The sequence below is a fragment of the Ectothiorhodospiraceae bacterium BW-2 genome (genome assembly GCA_008375315.1).
Taxonomy (GTDB): Bacteria; Pseudomonadota; Gammaproteobacteria; order Thiohalomonadales; family Thiohalomonadaceae; genus BW-2.
Genome location: CP032507.1, coordinates 1525930 through 1552323 on the forward strand (window position 1 = coordinate 1525930; position 26394 = coordinate 1552323).

Annotated in this window: 28 protein-coding genes and 4 pseudogenes; 10 read left to right on the forward strand and 22 right to left on the reverse strand. The window is 52.3% G+C overall.

What is annotated here, in order from left to right; all coding sequences use genetic code 11:
• Positions 1–4: 4 nt before the first annotated feature.
• The 13 genes from D5085_07305 to D5085_07365 all read right to left on the reverse strand — a co-directional run bounded on the left by D5085_07305 (position 5) and on the right by D5085_07365 (position 6966).
• Entirely contained in the window at positions 5–454 is a 450-nt protein-coding gene (locus tag D5085_07305; GenBank protein ID QEP42945.1) for a GatB/YqeY domain-containing protein, read from the reverse strand.
• 41 nt (positions 455–495) lie between these two features.
• Positions 496–711, reverse strand: a complete 216-nt coding sequence (locus D5085_07310) for a 30S ribosomal protein S21 (GenBank protein ID QEP42946.1) — start codon at positions 709–711, stop codon at positions 496–498.
• 131 nt (positions 712–842) lie between these two features.
• Positions 843–1655: a twin-arginine translocase subunit TatC gene (gene tatC / locus D5085_07315; GenBank protein QEP42947.1), complete on the reverse strand. Its 813-nt coding sequence runs from the start codon at positions 1653–1655 to the stop codon at positions 843–845.
• Positions 1652–2101, reverse strand: coding sequence for a twin-arginine translocase subunit TatB (gene tatB / locus D5085_07320; GenBank protein ID QEP42948.1), 450 nt, complete (start codon positions 2099–2101; stop codon positions 1652–1654). The genes tatC and tatB overlap by 4 nt, the downstream gene beginning before the upstream one ends.
• A gap of 27 nt (positions 2102–2128) precedes the next feature.
• A complete protein-coding gene (gene tatA / locus D5085_07325; protein QEP42949.1) occupies positions 2129–2386 on the reverse strand; it encodes a Sec-independent protein translocase subunit TatA in 258 nt (85 codons plus the stop codon).
• Between the two features lie 55 nt (positions 2387–2441).
• Entirely contained in the window at positions 2442–2777 is a 336-nt protein-coding gene (locus D5085_07330) for a histidine triad nucleotide-binding protein (GenBank protein ID QEP42950.1), read from the reverse strand.
• Positions 2774–3100 (reverse strand): phosphoribosyl-ATP diphosphatase, encoded by a 327-nt coding sequence (locus tag D5085_07335; GenBank protein QEP42951.1) that lies wholly within the window; start codon positions 3098–3100, stop codon positions 2774–2776. The genes D5085_07330 and D5085_07335 overlap by 4 nt, the downstream gene beginning before the upstream one ends.
• A complete protein-coding gene (gene hisI / locus D5085_07340; protein QEP42952.1) occupies positions 3097–3483 on the reverse strand; it encodes a phosphoribosyl-AMP cyclohydrolase in 387 nt (128 codons plus the stop codon). The genes D5085_07335 and hisI overlap by 4 nt, the downstream gene beginning before the upstream one ends.
• Positions 3480–4253: an imidazole glycerol phosphate synthase subunit HisF gene (hisF, locus tag D5085_07345; protein QEP42953.1), complete on the reverse strand. Its 774-nt coding sequence runs from the start codon at positions 4251–4253 to the stop codon at positions 3480–3482. Before hisF ends, hisI begins: the two co-directional genes overlap by 4 nt.
• Positions 4253–4996 carry a 1-(5-phosphoribosyl)-5-[(5-phosphoribosylamino)methylideneamino]imidazole-4-carboxamide isomerase gene (gene hisA, locus D5085_07350; GenBank protein QEP42954.1) on the reverse strand — a complete coding sequence of 248 codons (744 nt, stop codon included), beginning with the start codon at positions 4994–4996 and terminating at the stop codon, positions 4253–4255. Before hisA ends, hisF begins: the two co-directional genes overlap by 1 nt.
• 12 nt (positions 4997–5008) lie before the next feature.
• A complete protein-coding gene (gene hisH, locus D5085_07355; protein ID QEP42955.1) occupies positions 5009–5656 on the reverse strand; it encodes an imidazole glycerol phosphate synthase subunit HisH in 648 nt (215 codons plus the stop codon).
• Positions 5657–6250 (reverse strand): imidazoleglycerol-phosphate dehydratase HisB, encoded by a 594-nt coding sequence (gene hisB / locus D5085_07360; GenBank protein ID QEP42956.1) that lies wholly within the window; start codon positions 6248–6250, stop codon positions 5657–5659.
• A gap of 77 nt (positions 6251–6327) precedes the next feature.
• Positions 6328–6966: a cAMP-activated global transcriptional regulator CRP gene (locus D5085_07365; protein QEP42957.1), complete on the reverse strand. Its 639-nt coding sequence runs from the start codon at positions 6964–6966 to the stop codon at positions 6328–6330.
• A gap of 95 nt (positions 6967–7061) precedes the next feature.
• Here D5085_07365 and D5085_07370 point away from each other — a divergent pair, with 95 nt between their 5' ends.
• Positions 7062–7475 (forward strand): OsmC family protein, encoded by a 414-nt coding sequence (locus D5085_07370; protein QEP42958.1) that lies wholly within the window; start codon positions 7062–7064, stop codon positions 7473–7475.
• A gap of 142 nt (positions 7476–7617) precedes the next feature.
• Here D5085_07370 and D5085_07375 read toward each other — a convergent pair whose 3' ends face one another.
• Both D5085_07375 and D5085_07380 read right to left on the reverse strand, forming a co-directional pair.
• On the reverse strand, positions 7618–8067 hold the full coding sequence (locus D5085_07375) for a PIN domain protein (protein QEP42959.1): 450 nt from the start codon (positions 8065–8067) through the stop codon (positions 7618–7620).
• 1 nt (position 8068) lies between these two features.
• Positions 8069–10033 (reverse strand): DUF559 domain-containing protein, encoded by a 1965-nt coding sequence (locus D5085_07380; GenBank protein ID QEP42960.1) that lies wholly within the window; start codon positions 10031–10033, stop codon positions 8069–8071.
• 151 nt (positions 10034–10184) lie between these two features.
• Between D5085_07380 and D5085_07385 the strand changes: the two genes are divergently transcribed.
• The gene (locus D5085_07385; protein ID QEP42961.1) at positions 10185–10628 is read left to right on the forward strand and encodes a hypothetical protein; all 444 of its coding nucleotides are present in this window, start codon (positions 10185–10187) and stop codon (positions 10626–10628) included.
• Complete coding sequence (locus D5085_07390; GenBank protein QEP42962.1) at positions 10625–11674, forward strand: IS3 family transposase; 1050 nt, start codon at positions 10625–10627, stop codon at positions 11672–11674. The genes D5085_07385 and D5085_07390 overlap by 4 nt, the downstream gene beginning before the upstream one ends.
• A gap of 336 nt (positions 11675–12010) precedes the next feature.
• Here D5085_07390 and D5085_07395 read toward each other — a convergent pair whose 3' ends face one another.
• From D5085_07395 to D5085_07415, 5 genes and pseudogenes are all read right to left on the reverse strand, one after another.
• A complete protein-coding gene (locus D5085_07395) occupies positions 12011–12217 on the reverse strand; it encodes a hypothetical protein (GenBank protein ID QEP42963.1) in 207 nt (68 codons plus the stop codon).
• Entirely contained in the window at positions 12210–13484 is a 1275-nt protein-coding gene (locus D5085_07400) for an ATP-binding protein (protein QEP42964.1), read from the reverse strand. Before D5085_07400 ends, D5085_07395 begins: the two co-directional genes overlap by 8 nt.
• Before the next feature lie 174 nt (positions 13485–13658).
• A pseudogene (locus tag D5085_07405) lies at positions 13659–13934 on the reverse strand (hypothetical protein).
• 4 nt (positions 13935–13938) lie between these two features.
• Complete coding sequence (locus D5085_07410; GenBank protein ID QEP42965.1) at positions 13939–14172, reverse strand: hypothetical protein; 234 nt, start codon at positions 14170–14172, stop codon at positions 13939–13941.
• 97 nt (positions 14173–14269) lie between these two features.
• A pseudogene (locus tag D5085_07415) lies at positions 14270–14820 on the reverse strand (hypothetical protein).
• Positions 14821–14996: 176 nt separating this feature from the next.
• On the opposite strand from D5085_07415, the gene D5085_07420 reads away from it, so the two are divergent.
• The 5 genes from D5085_07420 to D5085_07440 all read left to right on the forward strand — a co-directional run bounded on the left by D5085_07420 (position 14997) and on the right by D5085_07440 (position 20470).
• Entirely contained in the window at positions 14997–15410 is a 414-nt protein-coding gene (locus tag D5085_07420; protein ID QEP42966.1) for a MerR family transcriptional regulator, read from the forward strand.
• Positions 15400–17571 (forward strand): VWA domain-containing protein, encoded by a 2172-nt coding sequence (locus D5085_07425; protein ID QEP42967.1) that lies wholly within the window; start codon positions 15400–15402, stop codon positions 17569–17571. The genes D5085_07420 and D5085_07425 overlap by 11 nt, the downstream gene beginning before the upstream one ends.
• Entirely contained in the window at positions 17564–17920 is a 357-nt protein-coding gene (locus D5085_07430) for a hypothetical protein (protein QEP42968.1), read from the forward strand. Before D5085_07425 ends, D5085_07430 begins: the two co-directional genes overlap by 8 nt.
• 89 nt (positions 17921–18009) lie before the next feature.
• Positions 18010–19803, forward strand: a complete 1794-nt coding sequence (locus D5085_07435) for an IS1634 family transposase (protein QEP42969.1) — start codon at positions 18010–18012, stop codon at positions 19801–19803.
• 127 nt (positions 19804–19930) lie between these two features.
• Positions 19931–20470: a hypothetical protein gene (locus tag D5085_07440; protein QEP42970.1), complete on the forward strand. Its 540-nt coding sequence runs from the start codon at positions 19931–19933 to the stop codon at positions 20468–20470.
• An 86-nt stretch (positions 20471–20556) separates the two neighbouring features.
• Here D5085_07440 and D5085_07445 read toward each other — a convergent pair whose 3' ends face one another.
• Positions 20557–22350, reverse strand: coding sequence for an IS1634 family transposase (locus tag D5085_07445; GenBank protein QEP42971.1), 1794 nt, complete (start codon positions 22348–22350; stop codon positions 20557–20559).
• 190 nt (positions 22351–22540) lie between these two features.
• Positions 22541–22783: pseudogene (locus D5085_07450) on the reverse strand (Fic family protein).
• Positions 22784–23007: 224 nt separating this feature from the next.
• On the opposite strand from D5085_07450, the pseudogene D5085_07455 reads away from it, so the two are divergent.
• Positions 23008–23424 (forward strand): annotated as a pseudogene (locus tag D5085_07455) (hypothetical protein).
• Positions 23425–23515: 91 nt separating this feature from the next.
• Positions 23516–26377 carry a DEAD/DEAH box helicase gene (locus tag D5085_07460; GenBank protein ID QEP45087.1) on the forward strand — a complete coding sequence of 954 codons (2862 nt, stop codon included), beginning with the start codon at positions 23516–23518 and terminating at the stop codon, positions 26375–26377.
• Positions 26378–26394: the final 17 nt, after the last annotated feature.

Below are 26394 nucleotides of genomic sequence, written 5' to 3' on the forward strand. Positions count from 1 at the left end.
AGCCCTAACCAAGACGCGCCCTGATTTGGGCGCTCACCTTGCCCATCTCGGCCCGCCCTTGTAGCTGCGGCTTTAGGAGGCCCATCACCTTGCCCATCTCCTTCATTGAACTCGCACCGCTCTGCTCAATCGCCTCAGTAATGAGCCTATCAATCTCTTCTAATGTCAGCGGCTGCGGCATATAGGTTTGAATCACCTCAATTTCAGCCTGCTCTTTAGCGGCTAAATCCTCTCTTGCTGCCTTCTGGTACTGCTCAATAGAGTCGCGGCGCTGCTTAACCATCTTTTCTAGTATCGCCACCACCTGAGTCTCATCAAGCTCGATACGCTCATCGACCTCGCGCTGCTTCAGCGCAGCTAAAATCAGACGAATCGTGCCAAGGCGCTCCTTCTCCTTGTTTCGCATGGCAACTTTCATATCCTCTTGAATCGCTGCCTTTAAGTCGCAAGACATATATGCAATCTCTCTCAGCTTAGGTCGTTCGGGGGCTAGTGTTAGTAGAGGCGGCGGGTACGCAGCTGTTCACGAATCGTCTTCTTAAACTGGCGCTTGCAGGCGGCGGCAAATTTGCGCTTGCGAACCGAGGTCGGCTTCTCATACGCCTGACGGCGGCGCACTTCAGACAAAACACCCGCTTTTTCACAGCTACGCTTGAAACGGCGCAGAGCAATATCGAACGGCTCGTTCTCTTTTACACGAACAGATGGCATTAAATTTTCACCTCTAACAGAATGGGGTTGCAGATTAAGTCCACTGCAGGGCAAACCCTACAGATAAAGAGCGCGGATTTTACTCGCATCGGCTTGAAAAAGCAAAGTCGATTTAACGCAAAGCAGCTAAATCAGCGTAGATTTTTATCATCCGACTCATATTGATCCAGCATCTGCTCCATCGCCTCATCCTCTTTGAGATTAATGATCTGCTGAAAGTAGCGCGAAAACCAGAGCCCGAACTCAAACAGCAACCACATCGGCAGCGCTAGTAGCGTTTGGGAGATCACATCAGGGGGGGTTAGAAACATACCGATCACAAACACCCCGACAATAATGTAGGGCCGTTTAGCTTGGAGTGAAGTGACTGTGGAGGCACCGGTAATAATTAACAGCACCACCACAACCGGTACCTCAAAGGCGATGCCAAAGGCGAAGAAGAGTTTTAGGACAAAGTCGAGATATTTGGCAATATCGGTCATTACCGCCACCCCCTCGGGAGCCACCGAGGTAAAGAAGCCAAACACCAGCGGAAAGACCACATAGTAAGCAAAGACCATGCCAGCATAGAAGAGCAGTGTGCTAGAGACCAGCAGCGGCACAATTAACCGCTTCTCATGCTGATAGATCCCCGGTGCCACAAAGGCCCATAACTGATAGAGCAGGTAGGGGATGGCGATAAAAATAGCCAATACCAGCGTCAATTTGAAGGGGGTTAAAAAAGGCGAGGTAACCTCGGTAGCGATCATGCTCCCCCCCTCTGGCAGATGGGCTAGCAGCGGCTCAGCTAAAAAGGTGTAGAGATCGTTGGCAAAGGGGAAGAGCGCTAAAAAGATCAGCAAAATCACCAGTAGCATTCTTAGTACTCTATCGCGCAGTTCGATCAGATGAGCGATAAAGGGCTGTTCGGCATCGTTAGCGTTGGAGTTGGTTTGATCGTTCATGCAGTGGAGTTACCGGCGGCAGGTGCAGTGGATGAGGCAGTTGCACCTGTTGAGTCAGCTAAATTAGGCGCGGCGGTAGCATCAGTCGTGGATGGTATCGATGGTGTCGATGGTGTCGATGGCTCCGACTCTTTAGGGGGAGTTGTACGCTTCATTGAGGCTTCATCGGCCACATCATCCCACACCTCTAGCTCCCGTTTAAGGGCGCTCCCCTCCTCCATGATTTCGTGCAGGGGATTGCTCTGCGCCTGCTCACGGATAATCCGCTGTAGCTCTTCCGCCTTGAACTCTCTATCGATATCCTGTTTGACGCTATTGACAAAGCGACGCATCTTGCCAAACCAGTAGCCCGCTTTGCGAGCCACCCCAGGCAGTCGCTCCGGTCCGATGACCAGTAGCGCCACAATGGCAACAACGATCATCTCCCAAAAGCTGATATCAAACATGGCAACTGCCTCGGGGGGTAGGTTGGGTTAACTACGCTGCTTATCACCTTCGCGGGTCGCTTGGGCGTCGATAATCCGCCCCTCGCGCTGCTCTAGCACTCTGTTATCGCCATCCTCGCTACTCTCATCGCTACCCTTTTTATCTTTGTCGCCCTCTTTGACGGCCGATTTAAACCCCTTGACCGCACCACCGAGATCAGCACCGATATTGCGTAATTTTTTGGTGCCAAACAGCAAGATAACGATGCCAAGAATGATTAACAGTTGCCAAATACTAATGCCCATGTCTGCTCCTTTCGGGGTGAGTTGGTTGGTGGGGTAGGGATAGAGGTGTTGTTAGCTAAAAACCGGGCAGGCGTCCGCCACCTAAGAGGTGGTAGTGGATGTGAAACACCTCCTGTCCGCCACCACGACCGGTATTGATGATGGTGCGAAAACCGTCTTCGAGCCCCTGCTCTGCCGCTAGTTTGGGCAAAAGTAGGGTGAGATAGCCCATTAACTCGCTATCTTCGGCCGTCAGTTCATTTAGGCTGGCGATATGTTTTTTCGGAATCACCAACAGGTGCGTCGCCGCCTTAGGGGCGATATCGCGAAACACTTTAACGTTATCATCTTCATAGAGTGTATCCGAGGGGATATCACCGGCGATAATTTTACAAAACAGACAGTCACTCATGGGTTAGTTTTACTCCGGGCAGCTTTTTCATCTAGGCCTGAGAGGCCGAAACGGCGCTCAAGCTCCTGCAAAATTTGATTGGGATGGAGATTCAAGTGGCTTAACATCACTAGGGTATGAAACCACAGATCGGCAGTTTCGTAAATAACCGCTTCCCGACTCTCCCCTTTAGCGGCAATAATCGTCTCGGTCGCCTCTTCGCCCACCTTTTGTAGGATCGAGTCGATCCCTTTGTGGTGGAGGGAGGCGACATAGGAGCTATCGGGAGCGGCCTGCTTGCGTTGCTCTAGCACTTCGGCTAGACGGGTTAGGGTATCACTCATCTCGCTTCACCGTAAATCTGGTTTGGGTCTTTGAGCACCGGCTCAACCGCCTGCCAGCTCTCTTGCTCAAGCTGATGGTAGAAGCAGCTATGGCGGCCTGTGTGGCAGGCGATACCGCCCACCTGCTCAATGGTCAATAGAATCACATCTTTATCGCAGTCGGTACGAATAGCCACAATTCTCTGTGTATGGCCCGACTCCTCGCCCTTGTGCCAAAGGCGTTGGCGTGAGCGCGACCAGTAGATCGCCTCACCTAACTGCTGGCTCTTTAATAGCGCCTCTCGGTTCATCCAGGCGAACATCACCACCTTACCATCCGCCTCTTGCGCGATCGCTGGCATGAGCCCCTCGCGATCCCACTTTAACTCATCGAGCCAGCTCATAGCCGCACCTCAATCCCCGCCTCGGCCAGATGCTGCTTGGCCGCTCTAATCGAGTAGGTGCCAAAGTGGAAGATGCTGGCAGCTAATACCGCTTCGGCGTGTCCCTCGGTGATACCCGCAACTAGGTGATCTAGCTCGCCAACCCCACCTGAGGCGATCACCGGCACCGCTACCGCATCGCTAATCGCCCGAGTTAGGGCGAGATCAAAGCCTATTTTAGTCCCGTCACGATCCATACTGGTGAGCAAAATTTCACCCGCACCGTAGTTGACCATCCGTGTTGCCCACTCAACGGCGTCAATGCCGGTTCGCTGGCGGCCGCCGTGGGTAAAAATCTCCCACCGCAGCGGGGCCTCCGCTTCTGAGACCTGTTTAGCATCAATAGCAACGACAATACATTGAGAGCCGAACTTGTCAGCCGCCTGTTTGACAAACTCGGGCCGTTTAACGGCGGCAGAGTTGATACCGACCTTATCGGCACCGGCATTGAGCATACGGCGAATATCGGCCACTTCACGAATCCCCCCCCCGACGGTGAGCGGAATAAAGACCTCACCGGCGACCTGCTCGACCACATGCACCATCGTGGCGCGATTATCAGAGGTGGCGGTAATATCGAGAAAGGTGATCTCATCCGCCCCCTGCTGATCATAGCGCTTGGCCACCTCGACCGGATCGCCTGCATCACGAATATCGACAAACTGCACCCCTTTAACCACACGGCCATTATCGACATCAAGACAGGGGATAATTCGCTTCGCCAGTGCCATTAGAGCGCTCCGGCTAGCTCATCGGCTAGCTGCTGCCCCTCGCTAAAGTCGAGACTCCCTTCGTAGATCGCCCGACCGGTAATCGCTCCGATAATGCCGCTAGCGGCGACTTGAGCTAAGCGGCGAATATCGTCCAAATGGGTAATGCCACCGCTTGCAATCACCGGAATCGAGATCGCCTCAGCCAGAGCCGCCGTCTGTTCGACATTCACCCCCTGCATCATCCCATCGCGGCTAATATCGGTATAGACGATAGCGCTCACCCCCACCTGCTCAAAGCTCTTTGCCAGATCAATCGCCTTAACATCGGTCACATCGGCCCAGCCGGAGACGGCCACCTGCCCCTCTTTCGCATCGATACCGACAATAATATGGCCCTCAAACTCGCTACATAGTTGGCGTACAAATTCAGGCTCCTCTACCGCCTTGGTGCCGATAATCGTATAGCTGACTCCGGCGAGTAGATAGCTCTCTACCGTAGCGAGATCACGAATACCGCCACCGATTTGAATTGGCAGCGTAGGGTAGGCTCTGCTAATGGCCGTCACCACCTCGCTATTCACCGGCTCACCGGCAAAGGCACCGTTTAAATCGACTAGGTGGAGGCGGCGGCAACCAGCATCGACCCAACGCTGCGCCACCGAGATAGGATCGGTCGAAAATTGGGTGCTCTCCTCCATCCGTCCCTGACGCAGGCGGACGCAGTGGCCATCTTTGAGATCAATTGCAGGAATCAGTAGCATCGGTGGTAATCCTTAGGCGTCACCGCTCCAGTTAAGAAAGTTATGGTAGAGCTGTAGTCCGTCATGCTGGCTCTTTTCGGGATGAAACTGTACCGCAAAACAGTTGTCGCGGCCGATGGCGGCGCAGAACTCAACGCCATGGTAGCAGCTAGCGCGGCACTCTTGCCCGTTGGTAGGCTCGGCATAATAGCTATGAACAAAGTAGAAGCGGCTCTCTTGGGCAATATGGTGCCATAGCGGGTGGTTATCGTGGTAGCGAACCCGATTCCAGCCCATGTGAGGGACCTTTAGCGCCGTGCCGCTAACGGCATCAACTAAGTGATCACCAAAAAAACGCACCTCCCCCTCAAATAGCCCTAGCGCAGCGGTACCGCCATTCTCCTCGCTGTGGGTTAGTAGTGCCTGCATACCAACACAGACACCGAGAAACGGCTTGTTAACAACGACTTCACGCACCACCTCATCGACCCCTAACCGTACCATTTCGGCGATACAATCACGCATCGCCCCCACACCTGGGAGCACGACTCGATCAGCTCTCCGAATCTGGTCGCCATCGCAGGTGACCACAACACGATGCTCCCCAGCATGCTCCAGCGCTTTGGCCACCGAATGGAGGTTACCCATTCCGTAATCGATCACAGCAACCGTTTGCCCCATCTACAGCGCTCCTTTGGTTGAGGCGAGAGCACCGGCAGAGCGCAGATCGAACTCGACCGCCATTCGTAGTGCCCGGCCAAAGGCCTTAAAGATCGTCTCTGCAATATGGTGTGAGTTGCGACCGCGCAGAGTATCGATATGCAGGGTTAGGTGGGCATGGTTAACAAAACCTTGAAAAAATTCGTAAATAAGCTCGGTATCGAAACTGCCGAGGGTGGCTGAGGGGAAGTCGGCCTGAAACACCAGCCCGGGACGGCCAGAGAGATCGACTACCACTCTCGATAGCGCCTCATCTAAAGGGACATAGGCATAGCCGTAACGGTTAATGCCCCGTTTATCGCCCACCGCTTTCGCAAACGCTTGGCCTAAGGTAATGCCGATATCTTCCGTGGTATGGTGGCCATCAATGTGGAGATCGCCCTGCGCCTCAATGGTAAGATCCATCATCCCGTGACGGGCGACCTGATCTAGCATGTGATCTAAAAAGGGGATACCACTATGGAGCGCCTGCTGGCCAGCACCATCCAGATTTAGGCGGACACTGATATTGGTTTCGAGGGTTTTGCGGCAAACTTCGGCCTGTCTTGAACTCATTTGCGGTCTATTGAATCAGCTTCGGTAACTTAATAAAGAGTCGCCATGATAGCGACAAATCGGCACGATGCAAGGGGTTAGCGAGTACCAAACACGACAATCGTCTTGCCATGGGCCGAAATTAACCCCTCCTCTTCGAGATTTTTGAGCACACGACCGGCCATTTCGCGCGAACAGCCGACAATTTTGCCGATCTCCTGGCGAGTAATTTTTATCTGCATCCCATCAGGATGGGTCATCGAATCGGGCTCTTGCGCCAGTTCGAGCAAGGTACGAGCGATGCGCCCGGTGACATCATAAAAGGCCAGATCACCCACTTTTTGGCTGGTTTTACGCAGCCGATTGGCCATCTGTCCCGAGAGTTTAAACAGAATCTCGGGATCGCTATGGGCGAGCTCCCGAAAACGGGGGTAGCTGATTTCAGCTAGTTCACACTCGGTTCGGGCAACCACACGGGCGCTGCGAGTCATCCCATCTTCAAACAGCCCCATCTCACCAAAAAAGTCCCCAGGGTTAAGATAGGCTAGCACTAGCTCATGAGAGTCCTCATCTTCGATAGTCACCGTGACCGAACCGTTGAGCAGGTAGTAGAGGACATCGGGAAAATCACCCACCGAAATGATCGTACTACCGGGAGGGTAGCGGTGGCGGTGACAATGGGAGAGAAAGCGGTCAGTTACAGCTTCATGGCCAAGATGAGAGAGTTTTGGTTTCAATGGTCGCCCCTTACTTCTTAATTCGGTCTCAATCGCAGATGCTGTTATACTGAAGCTATGAGTTTAGGGCAAGTCTCTTTTTGAAAGGAGGAGTGATGCAAGCGTTAGTCAAGTGGGTTGAGGGGGCACAATTTATCGCCGAATCGGGTAGCGGTCATAGCGTAGTGATGGATGGCCCGCCGGAGCATGGCGGTAAAAATCTAGCCGCACGACCAATGGAGATGGTTCTCATGGGGTTAGGAGGCTGCTCGGCCTTTGATGTCGTCCATATTTTACAAAAATCGCGCCAGCCGGTGAGCGACTGCCGCGTTGAACTGACCGCCGAGCGGGCTGAGAGTGAACCGAAGGTCTTTACCAAAATTCACCTCCACTTTATCGTCGCCGGAGAGGGGTTAAGTCGCGACAAGGTGGCGCGAGCAGTCGCTCTATCGGCGGAGAAGTATTGTTCGGCGTCGATTATGCTAGCCCGTGGCGGCGTCACAATAGAGCACGATTTTGAGATGGTATGAGTGTACCTGAGTCGCTTTGCCGTGCGAAACGATGAACCAGGCCGTATAATCAAATGGCTCTCTTAACATCAAGCTAATGAAAGTCTCCGCCTGAATCTCACCTAAATGGCGCATCAATAGCGCCATACCCTCCATTTTGAGTTCAGTTTCCGTCATCGTTGTCATTAATCCACTCCAGAAAATTGATAGGTGAAACCGTCTTTATGCGTTGCTCCTGCCGCATACGCTTTAAAATACGGTGATCGGTAGTAATAAAATAGTCGGCACCCGCCTCTAGCGCACAGACAACATGCAGTGCATCTTTGGTATGTATGCCCAAGCCACTTATGATCATTGCGTTATGTCTAATCGACTCATTCGGCAAAATTTCGATAGTGGCGCGTGTTCGCCATACTCCTATGGCCATGCGGCGCTCAGCGAACGGATTTTGGCTATTCTCCATATCAAGCATAAATGACCAGACTAACTGGTAGTGTTTATCTCGAATTCCCTGTTGAATGGCGAGCTTGGCAATGGTTTCCAGTCGAACCCGTATAGCATCCTGAACATCAAATGGTCGGTTAAACATACAGTTATCGAGATAGAGCAGCACGCTACACACCCCCAAACAGATCACCCATCGACCCCACCTGACCGGCATTAAAGCTCTCTGAGACGATATTACCCCAGCTGGTAATTAGTTCGTTATAACCCCGCGCGTCATCGGCCCAACCGTGGCGTTCGCACAGGGTATAGAGGTGGTAGGCGAGCTGGCGTACCGCTTCGGCTTTGTCGGGAATATGGGCTAACAGTCTGCCGGCGGCGCTCTCGCCCCCTTCGTTGAGCTGGAGGATAAAGTGGTGCAGCGCCTCCCACACCGGCATACGGGTATCGTTTTCGGGGTTCCAGTCGGCGGGGTACTCTTTCCAAGTGAACAGGCGCACTTTACCGCCCCCCGCTTCAACGACGCCTGCCGTTTTTACCCCCTCAACGCTGGTGCCTTTGGCGCGGGCAAGGGTGTCGGCCTCGCCAAAAGCGCCGCTCTTCCAGCCATACTGATCAAACCACGCCGAACAGAACAGGGTATCGCCATCGGCGTTACCGGCATCGGGGCTGAGGTAGTCGGTGATTTCGCGGTTTATCATCACCAGTGCATCGTGGACGCTCATGGCGGTGCCGTCTTGATTCAACACCGCAGCGTATTGGGAGTAGATGCCCATGCCGGGGCCGATAGCGGCTTGGGCGAGGTCAACGGGGGCGATGGGGGGGAGAGACCTCACCCCCGGCCCCTCTCCATGAATGGAGAGGGGAGTTGAGGAGATGCCGATCATCGCTTCTAACGCTTCGGGCATTTCGGCGCGGAGTTGGCGCTGGAAGTCGCGGCGGGAGATGGTGTCGGCGTGGGCGGGGCGTTTTTGGCAGACTAGGACGATGGAGGAGGCTAGGGCGTTGGTGCCGGAACCGATCATTCGATTGGCTAATTCGGTTCGCATTGGCCAGGTGCCGACAATGGCAAAACCGGCATTGATTATCGCTTGTAGAAAGGTCTCCCAACCGGTGTTGCTGGTTTCTAACCTCACCCCCGACCCCTCTCCATGAATGGAGAGGGGGGTGGAGTGCGTTTTGGAGGCTTTGAAGGCGTAGTAGATGGTGACGGGAAAGGCGGGGTGGGCTTGTTCGGCAAGGTTGTGAATCGCTCTGCCCATACCGGTTAAAAAGAACTGCTCCGCCTTCACTTTACTACCGTGACGGTAAGGGGTTGCTACCAGCTCTTCAGCTTTGGGTACTGCCATGGTGGCAAAAAGGTTTGGGTAGATAGAACGAAGCGAACGCCGTAACCAGACATAGAAAAAATCGGAGAGGTCGGCGTAACCGATGTTGTCATAGTAGGGTGGATCTGTGGAAACCACTTTTCTTTGGCTTATAGATTGATTGCTTGCATCCGCTTGGATTGTTTTTGCATTCGATTGAATCGGTAGAAACTCAATCGCCATTTTTCCTTTATCTATGGCAGTTTCTAAATTACCACCTGAATTTGAAAACGGATTCGATTCTGCATAATCCCAAACCATTGGTATGGCTTGTCTAGCAAAAGTTTCTCTAAATGCCCCTCTATCACTCATCCAAGAGGTAATTGTTGACCATAAACTTGCACCTTTATTGATAGCAAACCCCAAATAAACCGCCACCGCATCGCCATACGCTGTAGCCCCACAGCCACCGGCATCTAAGCCTAATTCATCCTCACTGCTCTTGCTCCCCTCTCCATTTATGGAGAGGGGTTGGGGGTGAGGTCTGCTCAACACACGCTCCAACTCTTCCCGACTCACCTGCTCATTTCTCAACCGCACTACCGTTACACCAGCAGCGCGTAACAGAGCATCGCGTTCACGGTCATAATCAGCTTGTTGCAGGTGAATATCGCCATCTAGCTCAAGTGCTAACCGTTTTTCAGCACAGTAAAAATCGACAATAAATCCCTGAATCACCTGCTGACGGCGAAACTTTAGCCCTAAACAACGGCGGCCGCGTACCCATTCCCAAACCTGCGCTTCCATATCAGTGGGAAACTTCCGCATCTGCTTGGCAAAGTTCAGTTTTTCGGCGGATACATTGGCGTGGCCCCCTGAGTGTCAAGATACCCTGAGACCACCCCTGATGAGAAATGAATGTAGAATCAGGGGGGCAACCCTGAGTGTCAAGATACCCTGAGACCACCCCTGATGAGAAATGAATGTAGAATCAGGGGGGCAACAGAGGAGATACACGATGCCCAAAGATACTACCGTTTTACCCTCCAACGAGGTTACCGACCCCGATGAAGAGAAGCGCTCCTACCGCAAATTTAGTGAGGAAGAGAAGCTTCGGATCCTAGCAGAAGCAGAGCAGTGCAAGGAGCCGGGTCAGCTAGGCGAGCTGCTGCGCAAAGAGCAGATCTACAGCTCCCATCTGACCAAATGGCGCCGACAACTGCAAGCACAGGGGCAGGCTGGCCTGAAAGGGAAACAGAGTGGTCGCAAACCGAGCCTAGACAAGCGAGATAAGGAGATAGAGCGTTTAAAGAAGGAAATTCAGCGTCTTAGCCAACGGTTACAGCAGACCGAAGGGGTGATTGCGCTCCAAAAAAAAGCCTTCAGCTTATTGGAGCAGATGAACACAGAGATAAGCTTATGAGATTAGTTGAAAAAGAGTGCCCCAGTTCGGTGAGCATAAGAGCCGCTTGCGATAGCCTAGCGCTCTCGCGTGCAGGCTACTACCGCCGACAGGCTCCGGTTGTCTCCCCCCGAGCGAGCCTTCCAAGACCCGTCGCAGCCAATGCGCTGAGTGAGGCAGAGAGGCAAGCCGTTCTGGGGCTTTTGAACAGCGAACGATTCTATGACCAACCTCCGGCAGAGATCTATGCTAGCCTGCTGGATGAAGGGAAATATTACTGTTCAATCAGTACGATGTATCGGATCCTTCGTGCTAATCAACAGACGGGAGAGCGGCGAGCTCAAAAACCGGCCAAATCACACGCTATCCCCCGATTACGGGCGACCCGCCCGAATGAGGTTTGGACATGGGATATCACTAAGCTTCCCACCACAGAGCAGGGTAACTTCTTGAATCTCTATGTGGTGATGGATCTCTACAGCCGTTTTATTGTGGCTTGGATGGTCTCAAGGAAGGAGAATAGTGAGCTCTCCAAGCTGTTAATCAGTGACGCAGCGGCTCGCTATCGGGTCGCGCTCAGTGGCTTAACACTGCATCAGGATAGAGGTGTGCCGATGACCGCCAGAGGCTATCTCGACTTGATGGCCGAACTGGGGATCACCTGCTCCCACAGCCGTCCACGAGTCAGTAACGACAATCCGTTTAGCGAGAGTCAATTTAAAACACTCAAGCAACAACCCGATTATCCTCAACGATTTACAGGAGTTGACCATGCCAGAATATGGTTTAGTGACTATGTTGACTGGTACTGTTTCCACCACCACCATCGAGGGATTGCGTGGTTCACTCCAGAGCAGGTATTTACCGGTCGTTACAAGGAGGTTAGCGAGCAGCGTGAACAGGCGCTGAAGCAGGCCTATCAGCAGCATCCGAAACGCTTTATTCATGGTGAGCCCAAGGTTAAGCAACCCCCTACTGAGGTATGGATTAACCCCGCTCTACCGGAGGAGGGGGTGGGGTCGCTGGAGGTCAACTATCCAACCCTGAATAGAGCGAAGGAGAGATGAGTGACGGTGCCGCTAGTGGGTCTATCGTCGATGGCTTTAGCCGGTTGTGGTGGCTGAATGACAGAGCGTTATCCATAGCCCGCCCCCCGGAGACCCCCTTATTATCGTAGGGGGGCGGGCTGTGGGTAACGCGGTGCAGGAGGGAGGTTCCTAGATTAGGGGTTGCAGTTCGCCTTGCAGCTCCCCCTTGCTGAAGGGCTTGGCTCTTGCGGCAAAGGGCCATGAGGGTCATGTTCGCTCCTTGTTGCGTCATGACTCAACATAGGCGAAATTTGCCGGTGAGGGCAGTGGCAATCACCGGCTAGATTTAGAGCTTTATTTTTTTAACAACTGGTCTCAAATTGCTTGACAGCTTCCGCCCTCTACCGTGACATTATTTTGCAAACGGTAATGCCGGATAACTTCTCTAAAATAGAGAGGCTCGGTTTTTTGGCCTTCTGTGACGATTAATACCCGATCATAACCTTTCCGTTTTGCTTTTTGCCGCCTGAGTTGTTGCTCTTTACGCTCTTTGCGGCGGTGAAACAGATCATCGCTACCCATGTTCACCATCCAGTAGTGACTGCACAATCGGCAGTGCGCCATAGCGACCGGTCAAGTAAGCACGCTGCAGATTCTCCTCTTTACGCGGACTAAAATCGGTCAGCGGATAGAGTGAAGTCGATTGATTGCGGTTGCGCTCACAAAACCAGATTTGATCACGCCGAAAGGTCTCCTGATCTAGATTGCTGGTTTCATGGGTGGTAAAGATCAGTTGCGCCCCGTTAGGATTCGTTTGACTGTTGTGATAAAAATCGAGCAGATATTTGACTAAAAAGGGGTGCAGGTTGCTGTGTAGCTCATCCATAAAGATGACTTTTCCCTGCTGCAGCGCATCGAGCCACGGGCCGGCAAAACTAAACAGTTTTTGGGTACCGTCCGATTCATCCGCGAGGTTTAGCTCAACGGTTTCATTTTCATTTGTGTGGTGACACATCCACACCCGATAACTTTTTCCCTGTTTAATTTGACTGGCAAAAAGCTGGCGTAACGCTGGGGGGACTTTCTTTTCCACCTCTTCTGGCAGGATGTGCTCCTCTTCCAGACGCAAATCATCAATGGCAATATCGGCACTTTGCAAAAATTTAAGAATTTGTGGCAATTTACTCTGGTTTTGCAGGCACTCTACGGTAAACCCTGGGCTCCAACCGCTTACCGAGGCAATACGCAAAGTATCGTTAAACCAGTTAAATACTGGCAGAAGTTGCTGGCTGTTGAGTTGCACAGCTGTGGTTAAAAAAAGTGCGTCATGGCGGGTTACTTTGCGCCACACCTCTTTTTCTCCGGTTAACTTGTCGCCAAAACGGTACTGCTCCTGATTGGATTGTGGGTCAAAGCTGCGTTCGTACCAGCGTTGTAACCGTCCTTTAGGGTAGGCAAACAGCCACTCGTCGTAAATACGATCGGCGGTCAACCGAAAACCGTATTGATAGCGTACCTGTTCGGCATAGATCACCACTTCAAACAGGGTGGGTGCCTCTCGGTTCGCTGAATCAAACATAAATGGCGTAAGGGATTGATGCCCCAATTGCGTCGATGAACGAATAATTGACTGCATCGCCAGCATTGCTTTGAGCAAATTTGATTTTCCCGATGCATTCGCGCCATAAATCGCAGCCGTATGCAGTAGCGGCATCGATTTTACGCCGTTACAGAGTTCTGGCGTAAAGGTATGGCTTGGGAAAAGCGCCTTATCGCTATTCGCTACCAGCGAAAATCGCTGTTCTGTCTGGTAGGAGCGGTAATTCTGTAAATTAAATTCAATAAGCATGAGTCATCCGATTTAAGGTGATATTTTGCAGAATAACCGCAAATATAACATTTTAATCACATGGTTGTTGCTATTGAAACAAGCTATTTTGTGCTGACACAGCACGAGAAAGCAATTCATCGAGGTCATAATTCACACTCGCCACGCCAAAATCGGGCTCGCTGGTAAAGGCAGTTCGGCGTAGGCTTCATACTCGGCGGCAGAGAGCTCTTCATCGAGCTCATCAAAGTTATCGGGGAGTTCGATGGTTTTAGTGATGGCGTATTCACCAAGGGTTTCGGCAATCTGATCGGTATCGGTTTTAACCTTTTTGCCGCGGGCTATCAGCTTCTCTTCGTTTAAGCGGGATTCAAGCTTTTTGCGCCGCCGTTTGAGTGATTGGTAGATCGCTTCGGGGCTGGAGGCGAGTCGGCGTTGCAGTTGGGTCAGGGCAAAGCCGACGGTGTTTCTGTTCCTAAAAACCTAAGCAAAGTTGCTCATGGCGGTTTTTGGTAATTCGCTCTCCGTTGATAACACCCTTGCGGGCGAGCAACTGGAGTCCTGGTTGAGCAGTCCCAACCGGATGGCCGGTCAACACCGGCAACATGGGCAGTTTCAGCCATCGAAACCCAGCTTGCGCCATAAAAATTGCCTCGACGTTCATCCTGAACAGAGAACAACCTTGCGATTCGACTTCGACTCTAACCATGGCACGCAAAACTTTCGCGCTTGTAGATAACCTATCTACGGTGGAAAATTCTAATGACAAATAAATAAAAAATCAAGAACTGTTTTTTGCTCTTTTTGCCACTTAGGCGGTCGGCGCGGTTCATCTCTTCGCGCACATAGGTGGTGACCTGCTCATAGAGTGCCGCTTCGAGATCGGAGAGGTGGTAGTTGGCGGTATAGGCGCATCGCTCGGGAAAGAGTGGCCGGCCATCAAATTTAAGCAGCTCCTCTTTCACCATGCGCCGCATCAGATCGCTAATATCGACTTGATGCACCCCTTCGCGAAACTTGCCGTAGAAGCGATCGCCATCGAGTAGCAACAGCCAGAGCTGTGCACCGCCATCATCGGATCAAACAGTGCCGCTTGGGTGATGCGGTACGCCTCTAACCCCAGCTTAAAGTCGTCACCATCGGCATCAAACGCCCAAGAACGCCCCACCTCAGCGAGCGATAGCCGCGCTTCATCGACACGAAACACCATCTGCTCCCCCAGCCGTCCCTGAGCATCTTTATAGTAGAGCGTGAGCGCGTCATTGCCGACCGCTTCAATTTGAACGATACGCACGACATCGCTACCGGTGAGGCCAATGATTTGACAATCTTTTTGAATCTGTTCGAGTTTTAGCATGTCCTGTTCGCATCACCCAGTTTTTGGGTTCGTGCCGTCTGGTTATTAAGGCTAATCCAAACGGGGTCGTTTTCAATCGGGCACTAGCATATATCGGTGATGAATAATGTCAATGGCTCTCCCGATTCTGAAGTAATGACACTTGATAGTGACAATATTTATGCTATTATTTACCCATGAACAGCGAAAACACCTATTCCATGACCGAGCTATGCAAGCTGGTGGACATGGCTCCGCGTACCGTGCGCTTCTACATCACCCAAGGGTTAGTCGATGCACCGGGTGCACGAGGCCGAGGCGCTAAATATGGCGCCAAACAGCTACAGCAGCTTCTCACCATCCAACAATGGCAGCAGGCAGGCTTAACCCTCGAAGCGATTAAACGATTGATGCTACAACAGCAGCAGCCGGAAGGATTGATTCCGAGAGAGGAGCCGGGCAGTGTCAAAGTCTGGAGCCATTTAACCCTCGCTGCCGGCATTGAGCTCCATATTCAGCCTGAACTGGCTCAACTCAACCCACAACAGATCCGCCACCTCAGCCAAACCCTGCAGCAGTGGCTCACCGAACAGGAGTCCTATGATGAATAACCCCGGTCTCAACTGTGATCTGCCGCTACAGCGGCTCGATATCACCGTTACTGTCTCCGATATTGCCTATCGTGTCGAAACGACCCAGTCGTGGAAAAATAGCCACGACCACGCGGTGGAGATTCACTATACCCTGCCACTACCGCGTAATGCCGTACTGTTAGAACTCATCGGTCAGCTAGGGGAGAAGCGGCTACAGGCTGAAGTCAAAGCCAAAGCGGTGGCGGAGAATAACTATGAACAGGCGATCAGTGACGGCAATAGCGCCATCCATCTGCAGCAGCTCGAAGCGGGATTATGGGGGCTTTCGTTAGGTAATCTAGCGGCAGGGGAGGAGCTGACACTGACCTACCGTTGGATCCATCGTAGCCTGTGGCAGGGCAATACCCTACGCCTCTATATCCCGACCACTATTGCTCCCAAATTTGGCCGGGCAACCGTCACGGATGAGTTTATCCCCGATATCACCGTGGCAGCAGCCATCCCGTTGGACTGCCGACTGCAATCGGAACCGCTGGCACAACTAGACGGTGAGTGGCACAGCCCGAGTCACCCGTTAGAATCGGATGAGTCGGGGTATCGTCTGGCAGCAGGGGCAGAGCCAGATCGCGATATTATCTTCACCCTAATAGCTGATCAGCCTCCCGTTTCGCGTCTGCTGCCTATTAAGGATGGCGATAACGGCTATTTCCAAATCTCACGCTGGCATATTGACGCGGAGCCGCAGGAGGATGCCGCCTTAGATGAGACGCTATGGCTGGTAATCGACTGCTCCGGTTCAATGGCGGGGGACTCGATTGCAACTGCCAAAACAGCACTGAGCCAAATCATTGACCACCTGCCACCAGAACAGCGGGTGAATCTGCTTGCGTTTGGATCGAGTACCCACCGCTATAGTCGCCAACCACTCAATGTGACTCCACGATGGCGCAAAGCGGCGCTAAGGTGGGTAGCTAAACTCGAAGCCAATTTAGGCGGTACCGAACTGCATCGCGCCTTAGACGAGATCTATCGCCAACAACAACAGAGCTCCTCGCGCATTGTACTGCTGACCGATGGCGAAGTATGGGGGGAGGAGGCGCTGCTTGAGCGGGCTAAAACCGAAACCGCACGCTTTTATACCATCGGCATTGGTAGCGCCGTGAGTGAATCTTTAGTCCGCTCACTTGCCGAGCAGAGTGGCGGCTGTTGTGAACTAGTCAACCCCAGAGAAAATATGACCGAAGTGATAGAGCGTCAAACCTACCGCGCCTGTCGGCCGGTTATCTTAGCTAGCGTGAGCCAGAGTGGTTTACCGTCTGCTCCGTCCGATCCTGCCCTGCCGCATCTTAAAAAATTGTGGCGTTTAGCCCGGCAGCCGCGACCGGTGACGCTCCACTTAGGTCAGCCGTTAACCTTAATTCATCACTTGCCAGCTTTGGCAGATGAGTGGCACCTTGAGTATGGAGAGGGGAAGCCGGTGCAACTAACAGCGGAAACAGCCATTGATGATCGTGACCTGCAACGCCTCGCGGCAGCTGCGTTTAGCCCGTTATGGCAGAGCAACCAGAGGGCGAAATGGGATCAGTTTTACCAACTGCTTGGCCCCGAGACCAGTATGGTGGCGGTGTTACAACGGGAGGAGGCGATTGAAACGCTACCACAGAGCCTGAAGCAGCCGCACCTGCTAGCTGCGGGGTATGGGGGCAGTAGTGGGGTGTTAGACTATGCCACTTGCATACCCTCAGTAACCGATGCGTCACTGGATCTGCTGGAGGTACCGGTCTTTTTAAGACGCCTCTCTAGTCCGGCGCGTTCAGAAGGAGTCAATGTTAATCAAAACGATATGAGTTTGGCTGAACGGATTAAAGCGACATTCCAGGCACCACCGCCCCCGCCTGATCCGATGACAGAGCTACTACTTCGGTTAGAAAAGTGGCTACGCGGCCATCCGACCCTGACTAAAACGGCACTGTTAGAACAGTTGGCAGCCTATCTCTATCAGCTATGGTGCGAAGAGAATCTGCCACCGCTGGAGCGCCTGACTCAAACCGAGATAGAACAGATGCTGGAGGATAGCGATAGTTTTATTGCCATGGTGCAGCAGTGGATAGCGCAATCAGAGGTTAGTAAGAGTAAAACTAAACAGCTAGAGCGGTTGTTGCAAGGGGCACATGATTAAACCGGAGATAGAGAACGAGATCCACCGCCGTTTGCAAGCGGCGGAGGTAGAGCATCAGGTCACTATACTCTATGCCTGTGAATCGGGAAGCCGAGCATGGGGCTTTGAGTCATCAGACTCAGATTACGATGTGCGTTTTATCTATGCCCACCGGCCTGAATGGTACCTGACTTTTGATGTAGAGCGGCAGCGGGATGTGATTGAGTACCCGATTGTTGATGAGATTGATTGTAACGGCTGGGATATGCGCAAAGCACTCTATCTTTTTACCCGAACCAATCCCATCTTTCGTCAAATCCGACCAAAATCCCCAAAATATATCGGGAACCCGATATGCTATTTTAATTAAATCAATTACTTGAGTTTTGAAAATAAATCGTAGTGCCATAATGTGACGGATAGGCTTGCAATCCCCCATTTTGCAGCTACACTGTCAGTATGTATATTCGTCGCACTACGATTAAAAGCCACGGCTCCGGTGAGCCCTACTTCACCTATCGACTGGTGGAATCCACCCGTGTGGCCGGCAAGGTCAAGCAACAGACCCTGCTCAATTTGGGTCGCCACTTTAGTGTAGAGTCGGCGCAATGGCCGCTTCTGACCGCCCGCATTGAGCAACTGTTGAACGCACAGGGCGATTTTCTCACCCTGGCACTGCCAACCGCCCTGGAGCAGACCGCCCAGCAGTTGAGCAACAAACTACAGCAAACCGGTTACGGCGAACCGTTACCGCCGCACACCTGGCAATCGGTCGATATGGACTCTCTGGAGCTAAGCCGGCCTCGTCAGGTTGGCATTGAACAGTTGGCTCTGCATGCGCTGCAACAGCTGAAACTGATTGATAAACTGCAAGAGCTTGGCTTTAACCGTCATGAACTGGCCGCAGCCATTGGCAATATCGTTGGGCGCATGGCTTCTCCTGCCAGCGAGTGGGCCACCTATCACTGGCTCCAGCAGCAGAGTGGACTGGGCGAGCTCATCGGTTATGACTTTGACGCCATGGGGCATGATCGCCTCTATCAAGCCAGCGACCTGCTCTGGAAACACAAAGCGGCACTGGAGGCCCATCTCTGGCAGCGGGAGCAGACGCTTTTCGATCTGAAGGAGACTATCGCCCTCTATGACTTGACCAATACCTTCTTTGAAGGAGCGCCCGACTCCGAACTGGCACAGCGTGGGCGCTCCAAGGAGCGGCGCAGTGACTGCCCGCTCGTTACCCTCGGTCTGGTACTCGATAGCAGTGGCTTTCCGCGCTGTTCACGCCACTTTGCCGGTAATGTCAGCGAACCCTCCACCCTGGAGGGTCTGCTCACTGAGCTGGAAGCCTCGCCACACAGTACTGTTATTATGGATGCCGGCATTGCCAGTGAGAAGAATCTACAGTGGCTGAAAGGTGCCGGTTACCACTATATTGTCGTGAGCCGTCAACCCCATCGAGAGTTTGATGAGACCCAGGCCACGCTGATCAAAGAGAGCCCCGGCAATTGCGTACGCGCGCAGCGGGTTGAGGATGGCGAGCGGGGGGAAGTCAAACTCTACTGCCACTCCGAAGCGCGAGAACTGAAAGAGCAGGCGATTCTGGATAGCATTGCGCAACGCTTTGAAGCGGGGTTAACCGCCCTTAATGAGGGACTATCTAAACCCCGTTGCACCAAAAGCAGCGAGAAAATCCATGAGCGGATTGGTCGGCTCAAACAGAAGTATTCCCGTGCAGCCGCCCGCTATACCATTAGCGTCAGCGAACAAGAGGGCAAAGCCACGGCCATCACCTGGTCTCTCAACGATGCCGCCGACTCAGCGGCCAGCCATCCCGGCGTCTACTGTCTGCGCACCGATTTACTCGATTGGGATGCTGCCAAGCTGTGGCAGACCTATATCCTGCTCACCGACCTCGAAGCGGTCTTTCGCAGCCTGAAAAGCGAACTGGGGATGCGCCCCGTCTATCACCATACAGCCGATCGCCTCGAGGGCCACCTCTTCATCACCCTGCTCGGTTACCATCTCGTGCATACGCTGCGACATCAACTCAAAGCACACGACATTCATGCGAGCTGGACATCCCTGCGACAGCTGTTTGCCAATCGTCAGCGGGTGAGTGTCACCGTCAAGCGTGAAGATAATCGCACCATTCATCTGCGCAAAACCACCCGCATCGAACCCCATCAACGTCCAGTTCTGGATGCGCTGGGACTCGACTATTCGGTCCATCCGACAAAGATGACGCTGATCTAAATTCGGCTCAGTCAACACGCGTTCTGCATTCTGCATCGTGAAAAATCATAGATGTAGTGCCATACTACCCATTGAATTCGTCTCAACTATTTGATTTTTTGCACTATTCGATCTAGCAAATCGAAAGATGGGCAATGGTGCGCTGCTGGAGTGGCTTAACAGCCCTGTTATCTATGTGGAGCAAGGCAATACCGCACAGCAGCTACGCCAGTTAGCGCAAACCGCGTTTAACCCGGTGGCGCTCTGTTACCACTATCACCACATGGTACAGGGTAACTGGCGGGAGTATCTTCAGAGTGAACAAGTGCGATTAAAAAAATATCTCTATGTGATTCGGCCTCTGTTAGCAATCCGTTATGTTGAACAATACCATACCCCACCACCGGTCGCTTTTGAGGCACTGGTTGCCGCCGTGGCTCCTGAGTCGGTGAGGGCTGAGATTGAAACCTTGGTCGAGCGCAAACGCCATGCACCAGAATTAGGGGTAGGGGGGGCTATACCAGCGCTTAATCGATTTATTCGGGCAGAAATAGAGCGGCATGGTGATTCGTTCAAAGGGCTGGGGCGACCGGCTCAGAGGGGTGTTGGTCATGTTCGGCAAGCGTTAAATCGGGTATTTAGCCCATCTTTCGATTTGCTAGATCGAATAGTGCAAAAAATCAAATAGTTGAGACGAATTCAATGGGTAGTATGGCACTACATCTATGATTTTTCACGATGCAGAATGCAGAACGCGTGTTGACTGAGCCGAATTTAGATCAGCGTCATCTTTGTCGGATGGACCGAATAGTCGAGTCCCAGCGCATCCAGAACTGGACGTTGATGGGGTTCGATGCGGGTGGTTTTGCGCAGATGAATGGTGCGATTATCTTCACGCTTGACGGTGACACTCACCCGCTGACGATTGGCAAACAGCTGTCGCAGGGATGTCCAGCTCGCATGAATGTCGTGTGCTTTGAGTTGATGTCGCAGCGTATGCACGAGATGGTAACCGAGCAGGGTGATGAAGAGGTGGCCCTCGAGGCGATCGGCTGTATGGTGATAGACGGGGCGCATCCCCAGTTCGCTTTTCAGGCTGCGAAAGACCGCTTCGAGGTCGGTGAGCAGGATATAGGTCTGCCACAGCTTGGCAGCATCCCAATCGAGTAAATCGGTGCGCAGACAGTAGACGCCGGGATGGCTGGCCGCTGAGTCGGCGGCATCGTTGAGAGACCAGGTGATGGCCGTGGCTTTGCCCTCTTGTTCGCTGACGCTAATGGTATAGCGGGCGGCTGCACGGGAATACTTCTGTTTGAGCCGACCAATCCGCTCATGGATTTTCTCGCTGCTTTTGGTGCAACGGGGTTTAGATAGTCCCTCATTAAGGGCGGTTAACCCCGCTTCAAAGCGTTGCGCAATGCTATCCAGAATCGCCTGCTCTTTCAGTTCTCGCGCTTCGGAGTGGCAGTAGAGTTTGACTTCCCCCCGCTCGCCATCCTCAACCCGCTGCGCGCGTACGCAATTGCCGGGGCTCTCTTTGATCAGCGTGGCCTGGGTCTCATCAAACTCTCGATGGGGTTGACGGCTCACGACAATATAGTGGTAACCGGCACCTTTCAGCCACTGTAGATTCTTCTCACTGGCAATGCCGGCATCCATAATAACAGTACTGTGTGGCGAGGCTTCCAGCTCAGTGAGCAGACCCTCCAGGGTGGAGGGTTCGCTGACATTACCGGCAAAGTGGCGTGAACAGCGCGGAAAGCCACTGCTATCGAGTACCAGACCGAGGGTAACGAGCGGGCAGTCACTGCGCCGCTCCTTGGAGCGCCCACGCTGTGCCAGTTCGGAGTCGGGCGCTCCTTCAAAGAAGGTATTGGTCAAGTCATAGAGGGCGATAGTCTCCTTCAGATCGAAAAGCGTCTGCTCCCGCTGCCAGAGATGGGCCTCCAGTGCCGCTTTGTGTTTCCAGAGCAGGTCGCTGGCTTGATAGAGGCGATCATGCCCCATGGCGTCAAAGTCATAACCGATGAGCTCGCCCAGTCCACTCTGCTGCTGGAGCCAGTGATAGGTGGCCCACTCGCTGGCAGGAGAAGCCATGCGCCCAACGATATTGCCAATGGCTGCGGCCAGTTCATGACGGTTAAAGCCAAGCTCTTGCAGTTTATCAATCAGTTTCAGCTGTTGCAGCGCATGCAGAGCCAACTGTTCAATGCCAACCTGACGAGGCCGGCTTAGCTCCAGAGAGTCCATATCGACCGATTGCCAGGTGTGCGGCGGTAACGGTTCGCCGTAACCGGTTTGCTGTAGTTTGTTGCTCAACTGCTGGGCGGTCTGCTCCAGGGCGGTTGGCAGTGCCAGGGTGAGAAAATCGCCCTGTGCGTTCAACAGTTGCTCAATGCGGGCGGTCAGAAGCGGCCATTGCGCCGACTCTACACTAAAGTGGCGACCCAAATTGAGCAGGGTCTGTTGCTTGACCTTGCCGGCCACACGGGTGGATTCCACCAGTCGATAGGTGAAGTAGGGCTCACCGGAGCCGTGGCTTTTAATCGTAGTGCGACGAATATACATACTGACAGTGTAGCTGCAAAATGGGGGATTGCAAGCCTATCCGTCACATTATGGCACTACGATTTATTTTCAAAACTCAAGTAATTGATTTAATTAAAATAGCATATCGGGTTCCCGATATATTTTGGGGATTTTGGTCGGATTTGACGAAAGATGGGTTAGGGAAAGTTTGGGAGCAATTAACAGATTGTAGCTGCTTGATGTGGTTCTCGGTGAACGGGATCTCCTGCCACGACAAGAACACCAGATCCATCAGCTCGGCGTAGCCGGCCACTTCCTGCTCATCGCGGGTAGCGAAAGACTTGATCTCCAGATTCGACAGCAGTTGTTCCACTTCGCGGTCGGACAGCTTGCTGCCCTCTATGCGAGTTGATGAGCCGATGCTCTCGATAGTAGCCACGCGGCGCAGGGCAGATAAACGCTCAGGCGCGAGCATTACGCCAGTCCATGCGTGAAGAGTGTCCAGACTTCAGTGTGAACGATCTCAAAGCGGAGTTCAGAGGGCGCCAATATGTCTTGGAAGCTTTAAAATTGCTTCCAGAAATGCCGGATGCGGTTATTATTGACCAAATTATTCAGCAGGCGGCTAATAGAGGCCGTATTAATCAGATACCTAAGGCTGCCTAGCATGAATAATTTTGGCGAAGGTATTGTGAGATTGACAAAATTGAGAATAATCTTCTTATGAAAATTCTAACCGATGCATTAGGCAATATGACTCAGGATGAGCTGAAACAACTGGCTGAAGCCACTGGTATAGAAAACACAAGTGGGATAACACCAGAAACCATCGCAGGTCTGTTTCAAGCAGTTTTTCGCGCTGGTGGGTTTAAGTCATATCAATTAACACTAATCGTAGTTAATGCAGTTATGAAAGCACTTATTGGTCGCGGTCTATCTTTTGCCGGAAATGCAGCGCTTACCCGAACGATGGCTATTTTAACCGGTCCGATTGGATGGGCTATTACCGGTATTTGGACTGCCATAGATATTGCCGGTCCCGCTTATAGGGTAACGATTCCTGCAGTGATTCAGGTAGCAGCGTTGCGCCAGAAATTTTTGTATGAACAATAGGTTTTTTATGCTGAATCCGGCTAACGGGTAAAATTTTATAGCTAAAATTAGGATTAGATAGATGAATCAAAACCAAAACTACGCCCCCGGCATGCGTATTGTCGTCAGAGATGCCGAATGGGTGATCCATAGAGCCGATATGACCCACTTAGGAGACTATCTGCTTGAGTGTGAGGGTATTTCAGAGCTGGTGCGTGGCAAGGTGGGGCGGTTTTTAACCGAAATTGAGAACGATCCTGCTTTCAGTCCAGAGCCGATCCGAATTCTGGATCCGGCGGAAACGGTGATTACCGAAGATAGCTCCCCTGGTTTTAAAGACAGTCTGCTCTTTATCGAAAGCCAGTTGCGTCAAAAGATGCCGACGGATGAGAAGATCTATTTTGGCCATCAGGCAGCGATGGATCCGCTACCGTTTCAGCTTGATCCAACTAAAATTGCCCTAAAACAGCCCCGACAACGACTATTGATTGCCGATGCCGTCGGTTTAGGCAAAACGCTAGAGGCGGGCATACTGCTATCCGAGCTGATACGCCGCGGGCGGGGCAAGCGAATTTTGGTGCTGGCGGTTAAATCGATGCTCACCCAGTTTCAAAAAGAGATGTGGTCGCGCTTTACTATTCCGCTAACCCGGCTCGACTCCGCCGGTATTCAGCGGGTACGCAATCGCATACCGACTAACCACAATCCGTTTCACTACTACGATAAGGCGATTATCTCGATAGATACCCTCAAACAGGATGTGGAGTACCGCCACTACCTCGAACATGCCTACTGGGATATTATCGTGATCGATGAGGCACATAATGTGGCGCGGCGCGGTAGCAATTCGCAGCGCAGTAAACTGGCACAACTGCTTTCGGGTCGATCCGATACCCTGATTATGCTCTCAGCAACGCCGCATGATGGTAAACCGGAAAGTTTCGCCAGTCTGGTCAATATGCTCGATGCGACCGCCATTAGTCACGAAAAAGATTACCAGCACGACGATTTTAGCGACAAAGGGCTGGTGGTGCGCCGCTTTAAAAAGGATGTTAAAGATCAGATTGCCAGCGAGTTTCCTGAACGCGATATTGCGGTGATAAAAACCCGTGCAACTGCCGAAGAGGAGAGCCTGTTTCGGGAGTTGGCGCAGGCGAAATTTACCACTTTAGATAGAGGTAAGAGCCAAAGTCAGCTATTTCGGGTCACGCTGGAAAAAGCGCTCTTCTCCAGCCCTGCTGCCTGTGTTTCGGTGGTCAATAACCGACTGAAACGGTTACAAAAGCTGGATGATCCGCAGTTTAACGACGATATCGACACCTTACACTCATTAGCTCAGGGGTTGGCGCAAATTACCCCGGATAAATTCAGTAAATATCAACGCCTGCTGAGTTTAATTCAGGATAAAAAGGGTGGTTTTGGCTGGAGGGCAACCCAAACCGATGATCGATTGGTCATCTTTACCGAAAGTATCGCCACCCTTAACTTTTTGGCGCAAAAGCTGCAACAGGATCTTAAGCTCAAACCGGAGCAGTTAGGCATTTTACACGGTCAAATGGCCGATGCCGAGTTAATGAACACGGTGGAGGAGTTTGGTAAAAACCAATCGAAACTGCGGTTACTGGTCTGTTCCGATGTCGCCTCAGAAGGGATCAATCTGCACTATTTGAGCTATCGCATGATTCACTTCGATATCCCCTGGTCACTGATGGTATTTCAGCAGCGTAATGGCCGGATTGATCGCTATGGTCAGAGCCGTCAGCCGCAAATTCGTTATCTGATCACCGAAAGTAGCGAAGAGAAGATTCGTGGTGATAGCCGGATTCTGGAAGTGCTGATTGAAAAGGATGATCAGGCGCAAAAAAATATCGGTGATCCATCGGAATTTACCAAACGCTACGATCAGGAGAGTGAAGAGGAGCTGGTTGCTGAAGTGGTCGGCAGTCAGCAAACCAATGGTGCCGATATATTGGCCGCACTGTTTGATAATAATGCCGCTCATACCGCTAATAAGCAGGATAATCCACTGGCATCATTCGCCCACCACTCACCCATCAGCCACAGTGATGACGATAACGCCACCTTGCCATCCCTCTATAGCAGTCAGCTGGCGTTTGCGACCGAGGCACTGGCGTTTATTCAGCGCAAAGGGCAACCGATCGACTATCAGGTAAGCGGCAATAGCCTCAAGCTGACGGTGAACGATGAGCTAAAACAGCGCATGAAATGGGTGACGCCGGAGATCTACCCTAAGGATGATCAATTCATTTTGACCGAATCGATTAGCGCCATCACGCAGGAGATCGCCGAGGCAAGAGGGGAACAACACGCCTGGCCACGCAAACACTACCTCTGGCACCTACATCCGGTGATGGAGTGGCTCACCGATAAAATGGTCTCCGCTTTTGGTCGCCATCACGCCCCGTTAATTCGCATGCCTACTCAACTATCGGCCAATCAGAATCAGTTTATCCTCAGTGGGCTCTATCCTAATCGTAAGGGGCAGGCGATTATTCACGAATGGATCGTCATTACTTTTACTAATCAACAGATGAGCCAGCTGCAGACACTGGATGAATTTCTGACCACAACGCCGTTAGGCTCAATCAAACTGGCCAATCCCGCCAAAGCGGACAACTGTAAACCTCAGCAGCAGCTACTACCCAAAGCGATAGAGGTGGCGAGCAACCACTTTGCCGGGGTACGCAAAGAGGTCGAGAACCGTTTGAATCAAAAACTGCAACAGCAGATGGATGCACTGGAAAAACTGCGTGGTGAGCGTTTGGAGCAATTAGCGCTTCAGTATAATAGTGAACAAGGGATAGGGGCGATTAGGGAAGACAAAAAGCGCAAGCAGGAGCGGTACATCGAAACCGTTTTTGATGACTATTGGCAGTGGATTGAAGAGACCATGACCACTGAGCCGCAGCCCTATATTCAGTTAATTGCAGTAATTACTGGTGTAGATGTTTAGTAAAAGGAAAAATGAGA

Coding starts and splice junctions, on each gene's coding strand:
- D5085_07305 (QEP42945.1), bottom strand. CDS start 454: ATGTCTTGCGACTTAAAGGCAGCGATTCAAGAGGATATGAAAGTTGCC.
- D5085_07310 (QEP42946.1), bottom strand. CDS start 711: ATGCCATCTGTTCGTGTAAAAGAGAACGAGCCGTTCGATATTGCTCTG.
- tatC (QEP42947.1), bottom strand. CDS start 1,655: ATGAACGATCAAACCAACTCCAACGCTAACGATGCCGAACAGCCCTTT.
- tatB (QEP42948.1), bottom strand. CDS start 2,101: ATGTTTGATATCAGCTTTTGGGAGATGATCGTTGTTGCCATTGTGGCG.
- tatA (QEP42949.1), bottom strand. CDS start 2,386: ATGGGCATTAGTATTTGGCAACTGTTAATCATTCTTGGCATCGTTATC.
- D5085_07330 (QEP42950.1), bottom strand. CDS start 2,777: ATGAGTGACTGTCTGTTTTGTAAAATTATCGCCGGTGATATCCCCTCG.
- D5085_07335 (QEP42951.1), bottom strand. CDS start 3,100: ATGAGTGATACCCTAACCCGTCTAGCCGAAGTGCTAGAGCAACGCAAG.
- hisI (QEP42952.1), bottom strand. CDS start 3,483: ATGAGCTGGCTCGATGAGTTAAAGTGGGATCGCGAGGGGCTCATGCCA.
- hisF (QEP42953.1), bottom strand. CDS start 4,253: ATGGCACTGGCGAAGCGAATTATCCCCTGTCTTGATGTCGATAATGGC.
- hisA (QEP42954.1), bottom strand. CDS start 4,996: ATGCTACTGATTCCTGCAATTGATCTCAAAGATGGCCACTGCGTCCGC.
- hisH (QEP42955.1), bottom strand. CDS start 5,656: ATGGGGCAAACGGTTGCTGTGATCGATTACGGAATGGGTAACCTCCAT.
- hisB (QEP42956.1), bottom strand. CDS start 6,250: ATGAGTTCAAGACAGGCCGAAGTTTGCCGCAAAACCCTCGAAACCAAT.
- D5085_07370 (QEP42958.1), top strand. CDS start 7,062: ATGCAAGCGTTAGTCAAGTGGGTTGAGGGGGCACAATTTATCGCCGAA.
- D5085_07380 (QEP42960.1), bottom strand. CDS start 10,033: ATGCGGAAGTTTCCCACTGATATGGAAGCGCAGGTTTGGGAATGGGTA.
- D5085_07385 (QEP42961.1), top strand. CDS start 10,185: ATGAATGTAGAATCAGGGGGGCAACAGAGGAGATACACGATGCCCAAA.
- D5085_07390 (QEP42962.1), top strand. CDS start 10,625: ATGAGATTAGTTGAAAAAGAGTGCCCCAGTTCGGTGAGCATAAGAGCC.
- D5085_07395 (QEP42963.1), bottom strand. CDS start 12,217: ATGGGTAGCGATGATCTGTTTCACCGCCGCAAAGAGCGTAAAGAGCAA.
- D5085_07400 (QEP42964.1), bottom strand. CDS start 13,484: ATGCTTATTGAATTTAATTTACAGAATTACCGCTCCTACCAGACAGAA.
- D5085_07410 (QEP42965.1), bottom strand. CDS start 14,172: ATGGTTAGAGTCGAAGTCGAATCGCAAGGTTGTTCTCTGTTCAGGATG.
- D5085_07420 (QEP42966.1), top strand. CDS start 14,997: ATGAACAGCGAAAACACCTATTCCATGACCGAGCTATGCAAGCTGGTG.
- D5085_07425 (QEP42967.1), top strand. CDS start 15,400: ATGATGAATAACCCCGGTCTCAACTGTGATCTGCCGCTACAGCGGCTC.
- D5085_07430 (QEP42968.1), top strand. CDS start 17,564: ATGATTAAACCGGAGATAGAGAACGAGATCCACCGCCGTTTGCAAGCG.
- D5085_07435 (QEP42969.1), top strand. CDS start 18,010: ATGTATATTCGTCGCACTACGATTAAAAGCCACGGCTCCGGTGAGCCC.
- D5085_07440 (QEP42970.1), top strand. CDS start 19,931: ATGGGCAATGGTGCGCTGCTGGAGTGGCTTAACAGCCCTGTTATCTAT.
- D5085_07445 (QEP42971.1), bottom strand. CDS start 22,350: ATGTATATTCGTCGCACTACGATTAAAAGCCACGGCTCCGGTGAGCCC.
- D5085_07460 (QEP45087.1), top strand. CDS start 23,516: ATGCGTATTGTCGTCAGAGATGCCGAATGGGTGATCCATAGAGCCGAT.